Annotated in this window: 9 protein-coding genes and 1 pseudogene; 1 reads left to right on the forward strand and 9 read right to left on the reverse strand. The window is 33.8% G+C overall.

The features are described 5' to 3' along the window. Positions 1 to 517 precede the first annotated feature (517 nt). From ACFSX3_RS23325 to ACFSX3_RS23365, 9 genes and pseudogenes are all read right to left on the reverse strand, one after another. Positions 518 to 967, reverse strand: coding sequence for a DUF1569 domain-containing protein (locus ACFSX3_RS23325; protein ID WP_209992673.1), 450 nt, complete (start codon positions 965 to 967; stop codon positions 518 to 520). A 168-nt stretch (positions 968 to 1135) separates the two neighbouring features. Beyond that, positions 1136 to 1330, reverse strand: a pseudogene (locus ACFSX3_RS23330) (DUF255 domain-containing protein); the annotation flags it as partial. Between the two features lie 139 nt (positions 1331 to 1469). Further along, positions 1470 to 2807, reverse strand: a complete 1338-nt coding sequence (locus ACFSX3_RS23335) for an RNA-binding domain-containing protein (RefSeq protein WP_209992672.1) — start codon at positions 2805 to 2807, stop codon at positions 1470 to 1472. Between the two features lie 167 nt (positions 2808 to 2974). Further along, the gene (locus ACFSX3_RS23340; protein ID WP_209992671.1) at positions 2975 to 3577 is read right to left on the reverse strand and encodes a hypothetical protein; all 603 of its coding nucleotides are present in this window, start codon (positions 3575 to 3577) and stop codon (positions 2975 to 2977) included. Positions 3578 to 4384: 807 nt separating this feature from the next. After that, positions 4385 to 5020, reverse strand: a complete 636-nt coding sequence (locus tag ACFSX3_RS23345; protein WP_209992669.1) for a hypothetical protein — start codon at positions 5018 to 5020, stop codon at positions 4385 to 4387. Between the two features lie 37 nt (positions 5021 to 5057). Then, positions 5058 to 5897, reverse strand: a complete 840-nt coding sequence (locus ACFSX3_RS23350) for a DUF5677 domain-containing protein (RefSeq protein ID WP_209992668.1) — start codon at positions 5895 to 5897, stop codon at positions 5058 to 5060. Positions 5898 to 6140: 243 nt separating this feature from the next. Next, the gene (locus tag ACFSX3_RS23355) at positions 6141 to 6584 is read right to left on the reverse strand and encodes a hypothetical protein (protein ID WP_209992667.1); all 444 of its coding nucleotides are present in this window, start codon (positions 6582 to 6584) and stop codon (positions 6141 to 6143) included. Positions 6585 to 6756: 172 nt separating this feature from the next. Then, positions 6757 to 6963, reverse strand: coding sequence for a hypothetical protein (locus ACFSX3_RS23360; RefSeq protein ID WP_379256385.1), 207 nt, complete (start codon positions 6961 to 6963; stop codon positions 6757 to 6759). Between the two features lie 16 nt (positions 6964 to 6979). After that, a complete protein-coding gene (locus ACFSX3_RS23365) occupies positions 6980 to 7312 on the reverse strand; it encodes a DUF6809 family protein (RefSeq protein WP_209992665.1) in 333 nt (110 codons plus the stop codon). 107 nt (positions 7313 to 7419) lie between these two features. Between ACFSX3_RS23365 and ACFSX3_RS23370 the strand changes: the two genes are divergently transcribed. Then, positions 7420 to 7638: a helix-turn-helix domain-containing protein gene (locus ACFSX3_RS23370; protein ID WP_209992664.1), complete on the forward strand. Its 219-nt coding sequence runs from the start codon at positions 7420 to 7422 to the stop codon at positions 7636 to 7638. Positions 7639 to 7980 lie beyond the last annotated feature (342 nt).

Genomic DNA, 7980 nt, shown 5'->3' on the forward strand with positions numbered 1-7980 from the left:
ACCCAAAAAGGTGGGGGAAGGCGCAGTTAATAAAAATGTCTTTACACTAGAGCATATTATTTTCTTGTTAATACCCTATTCTCATGCGAGATCATAGGGAATACCATGGTTTAACCTCTGTATTCCTCATTTATCTACTATAAAGTTTAAATAATCCGCTTCTATTTCCATATTCCCTCCCTCAACAATCACACTTTGAAAGGCAACAACGTTCCGAACTTTTACCTACTTCAAATCGCTGACGACGAAGTGTTTGACTTCTGATTGCTCAAACTCACGATCTAGCACATTTTGCTATGGCTGCTTTGTTACACACCGTCTTATGGGGCTTATATTCAGCGATTATATACATAAAGACGAGGGATAGAATTCTTATTGTTCTTCGTAGAAGAATGTCTAAGTACTTACTTGTTCCTACCGAAGTTATAGTGTTATCCTGCCCGTAAGCTGAATATGCAGCCGATCTCTCGGCTGCATATTGTCATAGTATTATCGATTCCCTTTAGTTGGACTTAATCTAAACGCCAAATTGCTTTAAATGATGGTCCAAATGCTTGTAAATCCCTTTACCCCACTCCTCGGAAGTGAGTACTCCGAAAAAAGGATGTGGACGATTGGTACAATTCTTAGGACCATCACTTTGTAATATTAGTATATTTTGTTTTAGCTTTTCTTTTTCTACTTCAAATTCTCTCTTATCCACAATCATTATGGTTTGAATAGTAGACATATTGCGAGGAAGTGGTTTGTCGTTATAAAAAATTGGTTTTGCAAATTTTCCTATCAACATTCCTAACCAACTTCTTGGGGAATGGGACTTTCCCATTGCTATATCTTGAAAAGAGGAGCAATGCGCTAGCATTTGAGCAACATCCATTCGACCCCATTGCGGTTGAGCGCTTTGTATTAATTGATCAATGCGCACTAAAATTTCTTTTGAATGTGATAGATCAAATATATTATTCACTAGGACAACGACCTCCTGGCATTACAAAAAATATTTGATAATTATTAAATATTACCATAATATTCGGAATAAATGAATGTCTATACCAAACTATCCTGACCGTTATTGATAAAGGAAAGTAATTTAGTATGGGCTGAAAAACTAAAATTAACAGGAGTGGAATTCACCGACGTGACACCAATGACAAGTCGAATAGCCGACAGATAAGAAAATCGGCTTATTCTCGGCTTGCGCTTTGGCAAAGGCCTCGTCTCCCCATGGATACCAGTCCACGGGGTTGTGGGCGTGTTGGAGCAGGTAAGGCGATTTTTCGTTCGCTAATCTATTGGGTGTTTTATGAGTCGTCACCAGGCGTCCCCTCATTTCGGATGATTTGGGTAAAGTGTTGTCTAGGGATAGTTTACCCAATTTGATGGGGGAGGGCTCAGGGAAAGTGAAAAGAGGTAATCCGGAGTGACAACTGCTCAATCATTTCTTAAAGGACCTAAGAACAGGGGGAAAATTATTTATTCCCTCTAGATTTTAATTCAACTTGTATTTCTTGAGTCTTAAGTTTTCTCTTTCCACCATCAGTTTTAATATAAACTTCATCCTTGCCAGTTGAAAAAAAGTACTCAGAAAAATAGGGTTGTACGGTAACTTCAACAATGTATTTATTAGCTATAATTTTCATATCATCATCATATACTTCAACTAAAAAAATCGAATAAACTTCAGTGGGCACTGGCGGAGATATCTGAGAGAGTTTATTGACTACATCTCTTCTTAACTTATCTCTTTCACTGTAATCAAGACGCACACCCACAACAGTTCTATCATCGCTAATGCCCCATAAAATTTTCCCTGTTATGTTCCTTCTAACGTTTAAATACGACACAACATATTGGTCTACTGTGCTAAGAATCGAATCAATCGAATTTATTCCTTTAACCTCTTTGAATTCCATATCAATGTTTTCTTCAAACTCGACTTTTGAATTCATAACATATTGTACTATTTTCTTTTGGGTTAGAGGAGAACCCAATGGTTGTTTCTTACTATATAAAATAAAGTCCAAGAAATCATACCTAAATCCAAATTTATTTCTTTCGCTCTGGTTTGTTACATGTAGTTGTTTAATAGACTTTTTTTTCATTTGTGATAATTGAACTTGGTAGCTACTCATAACTATAACTATTTGTATTTCTGTGGAGATGGAGTCTAATAAACTCAATAGGTTTGAGAATGAATAAGAATCAAGCCAAGCTCCAAATTCGTCAATTAGTATCAACTTCCTCTTATCCTCTAGAGCAAAAGACAATTGCCCTAAAAATTCTAAGATATATCTTTCTCCACCAGAATATATTCGATAAGCATTTTTTACCTTTGATTTTTCCACTCGATTAATTAATTCAAGGAAAAAATGCATTATATCAATTTCAAGGTTCATTTGAAAAAGATGCTTTTTCACAAGATCTAAATTAATTTCCAACGAACTATTCATATTACTTATAATTATCGGCTCATATTCACTAATATTAATATTATTTAATTGAGTAATTCTTTTGTCTGAAAAGTTGCGAGTGTAATTTTCCAAATATAATTTACCATTTGAAAAAGTTCTTACTACTTCAACTTGACTATCAGGTGTCTTGAATTTCAAAGAAATATCCATCTCATCTATACCAAAATTATCAATAACTTTAATTGATTGCTTTCCATAAAAAACCGAGATGATAGCACCTAGTAAATGTGTCTTCCCAGATCCATTTTCACCAACAATAATTGAAATTTTATTATGGAAGGTCATTTCAAATGTTTTGAATGGTCCATAATTGTTTATCATTATTTTTTCTAGCATAAGTGCCCCCTGTATGAATCATTTCAACACAAGCAAACACACGAAATTTCTATTCACTATGGGTAATATTTTATATCTTCCAAAAATATTAATAACTCTTTTTTCCATGTGCCAAACCTTGGATGTACCACTTAAATTTGCGCGATAAATAAAAATCGTTTGTTATCTCACCAATCTGCTAATCCTTTAGTTTCCTTCTGATTTTTAATTAGTAACACCTCAAATACATCACTACATCTTATCACTCTATCGTTAAACATTATTAAGAATTTATCTAATGTTCCAACTACTCTCATCACATTCCTTGTATCGATAAGATTCCTAACAATTATTCCTTTCTTCTGTTTCAATAGCTTCTCCTTTAAACTTAAGGATGGAGCATAATGATACAAATAGAACACCTTTCCTTGAGGATAAATGAATTGGCTTTCATTATATTCATCGAATATTCGTTCTTCTATATCTCTTTTATCTGAAGGATATCCGCTCCCATAATACGCACAATAATCATACAATATATCCCACAGGTTCTCGCAGGCCTCTTCTCCCCGTAAGTCAAACTTCACAAACCTCTCAATAAATGTTTCAGGGTCTTCTCTGTATTTCTTATGTAATAGTTTCTTTTGAAGTCTATGTGTGTTATTTTTCTCATTCGACCTAACAATATAACTCTTCATCACATTACCAACTCCGTAAATTTCTTCACGAAGTATTCTATCCGTTTCCCAAGTAAGGGTAAGAGGAATCTTATTGACTACAAACAACGGCATAATCGGCCTCCCTTTTTCATCTATACACCATGCAAAGTTTGTTTATAATTAGTGTAGTCAGAATAGGCGTAATTAGGAGATTTAAAAAGTTCATTCCTATACAACAACCCCTCGGAAGTTTTTATTGTCTTAATATTGATGTAACATTCTTGTATTCATGCTCTTCAGCGGCGTACATTAACATAGATGCCAAAATCATAAAACTAAATTATTTCTAATTACTTAATTGCCTTAAATTTAAAATCGTCATTGAGTATCAAGCTATTAAAAATCGAATAATTAGCGATGATTACAAAGAAAATAAGTAACGAGAACTTAAAGTTATCATCAATTGCTGTTAATAGTAGCTTTTCTTTTTCTAGTAAAGGTTCTATCCCGACTAACACTGACATTAAACCAGAGAAGTAAACAAATATAATATGTGTATAATGATACCACCTTCTAAAGGTGAGTTCGTTCCAGATTCTCTTTGATATAAAAAAAATAATGAATGTCAAAACCAAGGATAGAGATGAAGAAACAAATACTACAGCGATAAGTAAACGTAAAGGGTGGTTCACTGTATTCAATTTATCAACTACCTGTGCTCCATAATAAAAAGTCAATGAATACATAACAAAATATAAAAAAGGAATCATAAAGAATTTAGCGACAAACTTGTCCATTGAGTCTCCCACCTATTTTTCACTTTTTTCACTTCTGTAATAACCTTCATTGAATTAATTAACATATTTGCCGGATGCGCTTACGCCATCTTTAGTTTATTGAAATCCACCTGATTTAGTCTAGTAAAACGCCAAGGAATTTTCATTCTGATAAAAGTCCATGTTCAAATGAGATCTTGTATAAGTCTAGCAATATAAGTTCCATTACATCTATAATTTCGAAGCAAAATTTATTGTTTACAACAATGATATAGTTGCCTCCCTCGAAAACATTCTCCAATTTTCCAATAATTCTTCTAAGTTCAGTTTTTTTAGAATATTCTTCAATATCTCCACCATTATGCACAATACAATTTCTTATTTGAATGGCATTTTTAACATATTGCCAATTTTTTGAGTCAAATGAAATATCCATCCCACAAATCTTTCTTAAATATATTAGTGTTTTTTCTATTCCTGTTCCTCTAAGATCAGATAAATTCAGTTCAATATTATTATTTATTTGAATGGACTTTATTAATAATACTAACTGATTTTCAAAATATGAAAAAATTGATACTAATAGTGAATTACGCAAAATTTCAGGTAATCCAGAGTACTTATGAATCTCTTCAGATCTACCATCAAAAATATTCTCCCATGTGTCCTCCATTGAAGAATTAATTGCACACCTTTGATTAACCAAATGTATTTGTTCTTCGAGATGCTCCTCTACTAACTTCGCATATAGTCTGATTTCCTGTAGAGGATTAATAATACGATAATTTATATAGCCCATATATTATGACCTCCATACCCGATGCGTATATGTGATATTATCCAAATTCTTTTGTTTCTTCGTTGTATTTCGCTGCCTTTTTCATTATTTCTATAGCTTTATTTGTATTCTCCTTTGGTTTAGCATATATTCCCTCTAAATTTGAATACTTTTCGTTAAGTAAAGTCAATAAATCATTGGTAAGTAATCCACATGTCCAATAAACCGTAGTCTTTAAGGAAGAATAATGTTGCAATAAATCGTTAGGATTGAGTAACTTTGTCCCTGGTGAGAAAACTCCTAAGTGAAATAGAGAACCATACAATGTGCCGTGCAATGCTTCTGAAGCATCCTCATAAATATATAGCTTACACATCATCATGATACTTGGCTTTATACTTGTTCTTTCACTAATAATATCAATTCGTTTATCTAAAGAAATTGGTGTCCAGTGTGTTATTTCTTTACCAGATTTACTTGTAAATAGATTTAAGGCTTCATTTAAATTTGGAAGAGATACACTATCTTTGCCTGTATAGACGAATTGAACCTTGCCTGTTGTTCTTTCAATTGAACGATCCAACCTTCTGTATGCTTTCTGGGTGGTATGTAATTGGAATGAATTTAATTCAGCTTCATCGCAAACTTGTAAATACATAAAATTAATCATTCTTTCAACATAGGACCTAGCTATCATGTACATATCATTTATTAAATTACATTCACCCAATAGGAACATGGACTTAGAGTTCTCGATTAATGAAACTAACAATGGATAATTTCTTTTAATTCGTTTCTCATCTACATTGTTCAAATCTCTTAAAAGCTCTACTTCTCCAACAAAGAATTTATTCATATTCGTTAATAAATCTTCTGTAAAGAATGGACTATCTTCCATTTTTATTCCTTATTTCAGGTATGTTTAAAATAATTCTCGATTTCCCTTTTTTTCAAAAAAGCGCAGTATCCAATCATCTTTAAAATGAAGATGCTTAACTTAGACTCGTTGGTTAAGTATCTACTGAACTCCATGTGTCAAATGGAGTATTACTCGGCATTAGCATTAATGCCGTCTTCCTTACTGCAACATAGTAAAGCAAAGCAGTCTCTGTATCAAACATATGTGTATCTTTGTGCTGTTCTAAGTATGTTTAGCGTGATTATATGGCCAGATAACTAGCTTCAAGGTTTCATACAAATGTTTTTCTGATTTCACCTTTGCTAAAGGTAGGGCAAGGGCTTGACCTAATGGATACCTACGGATATTAAATAATCTCTTTATCATTGATCCTAAATGCAATCCACTCATATGAATTATTTCTCTGGTAACCCAATTAAAATTTTCAGGTTTCATCTTTAGATAAGCATTAATATATTGAATAGGTCTGAAAATATCCCGATCCTTTCTCTCATAACTTCCGTTGTCTCCAACATTGATGTTGTGAATTCCTGCACCGCCAATCTTTGTGTCGATTTCAAGCATTGCAGAGAACATATTTTTGCGATTATTAGCAATGAACCTGAAATCTTGTATCTCTTTCGAAGTTAACAGCTTATCTACAATATCAATAATGTAATTTCTCAAACAACCACCCCTAGCTTTCATTTTTAAAAATATGCAATCATTCATCATATATAGATATTATATACCTTTAGTAATAGTTTCCATTATTTCGATACTTATGTACAGGGCAGAAGTATGGCGAATAAAAAAAGCCACCATCACATGGCAGCTTTATTTCTGGCTTCTTTTACTTTTACTTCAAACTATTTCGAACAAATTCCCGCTCCGTTTTCTTCAATTGCTTTAATGAATTTTCAAAAGAATACGGAAATCTACCTCTAAGCTCAATCAGCTTACCAACCTCTCCAACGGCAATAGCTTCCTTAATAGCAGGAATCCACTTCTCATGAACAATGCCCCAACTTTCTGCCTGAAGAAGCTCGTCAATCAGCATAGGCAACTTAGAATTAGAGTTCTCATAACTCTCTCCTATCCGACTTTATTTGTTCGAAGATCAACTTCTCCTTAGCCTGAATAGGTTTTTCGTTATGTTCCAATACTTCTACGAGCATCGCTGCTCCCATTCTGAATCCAAGAGTATAGGCAGAAGCGGATGAAATAGAGATCAGCAGGCTGTTAAGATCCATGACTTCTTCGAGCACGTTGAAATCTTCTGGAGACAGCTTTGCTTGCAGGATGTGTATACGCTCCGAGATTAGCTTAGAGTTTTGTACATACTCGGGATCATTTAAACAGATTTGTTCATTTGGGCAGATTTTTCCGTAATATAGATCTTCTAAAAGACTCACTTACACCCCTCCCAAATCATCTTCTCCTTGATTATCTTAGCGAATTTTTCGCTAAAAATCAATAGCGAATAATTCGCTAAGATATGCTTGCGTTGGAGGTGTTCGATATGTATCAACGTATCCGGGATTTACGCGAAGATAAGGATTTAACGCAAACTCAAATGGCGGAGTATTTGCAATGCAGCCAGCGAATTTATAGTAATTATGAACGCGGTGATGTTGATATCCCCACTACTATTCTCATCAAGCTGGCAGACTTTCATATGACGAGTACTGACTATTTACTTAACCGAACAAACCAAAAGAAACCTTATCCCAAAAGTTAAACTAATCTTTGTAAGCGCCATAAACTAAGTTTATAGCGCTTACGAAAAACTCCGGAGGACTTAATGAAATGAAGAAACTTCTGTTTATTATATCTGTTTTCTTTCTTTTATTAGGATGCTCAAATGACAAGGTTACAAGCAACAATAATATGTCCAATAGCGATCCCGTCACTTGGCTCACAATTGGTGGAAACAAATACTACTACACCACTACTTATGACAGTATGGATGAGACCACACTAGTACAGCATCAGTCTTTAAATTGTGGATAAAGTCTTTTAAGTTTTATCCGCGCATCTTCCGTAGTGAATTGCCAATCTATGCCCCGTTGAGAGGTGTTAC

It is taken from the genome of Paenibacillus rhizoplanae, assembly GCF_042684125.1.
Taxonomy (GTDB): Bacteria; Bacillota; Bacilli; order Paenibacillales; family Paenibacillaceae; genus Paenibacillus_AQ; species Paenibacillus_AQ rhizoplanae.

Bases quoted from the DNA above. Each gene is read 5' to 3' on its own strand.
- ACFSX3_RS23350 (WP_209992668.1), bottom strand. From the start codon at position 5,897: ATGGAAGATAGTCCATTCTTTACAGAAGATTTATTAACGAATATGAAT.
- ACFSX3_RS23345 (WP_209992669.1), bottom strand. From the start codon at position 5,020: ATGGGCTATATAAATTATCGTATTATTAATCCTCTACAGGAAATCAGA.
- ACFSX3_RS23340 (WP_209992671.1), bottom strand. From the start codon at position 3,577: ATGCCGTTGTTTGTAGTCAATAAGATTCCTCTTACCCTTACTTGGGAA.
- ACFSX3_RS23335 (WP_209992672.1), bottom strand. From the start codon at position 2,807: ATGCTAGAAAAAATAATGATAAACAATTATGGACCATTCAAAACATTT.
- ACFSX3_RS23370 (WP_209992664.1), top strand. From the start codon at position 7,420: ATGTATCAACGTATCCGGGATTTACGCGAAGATAAGGATTTAACGCAA.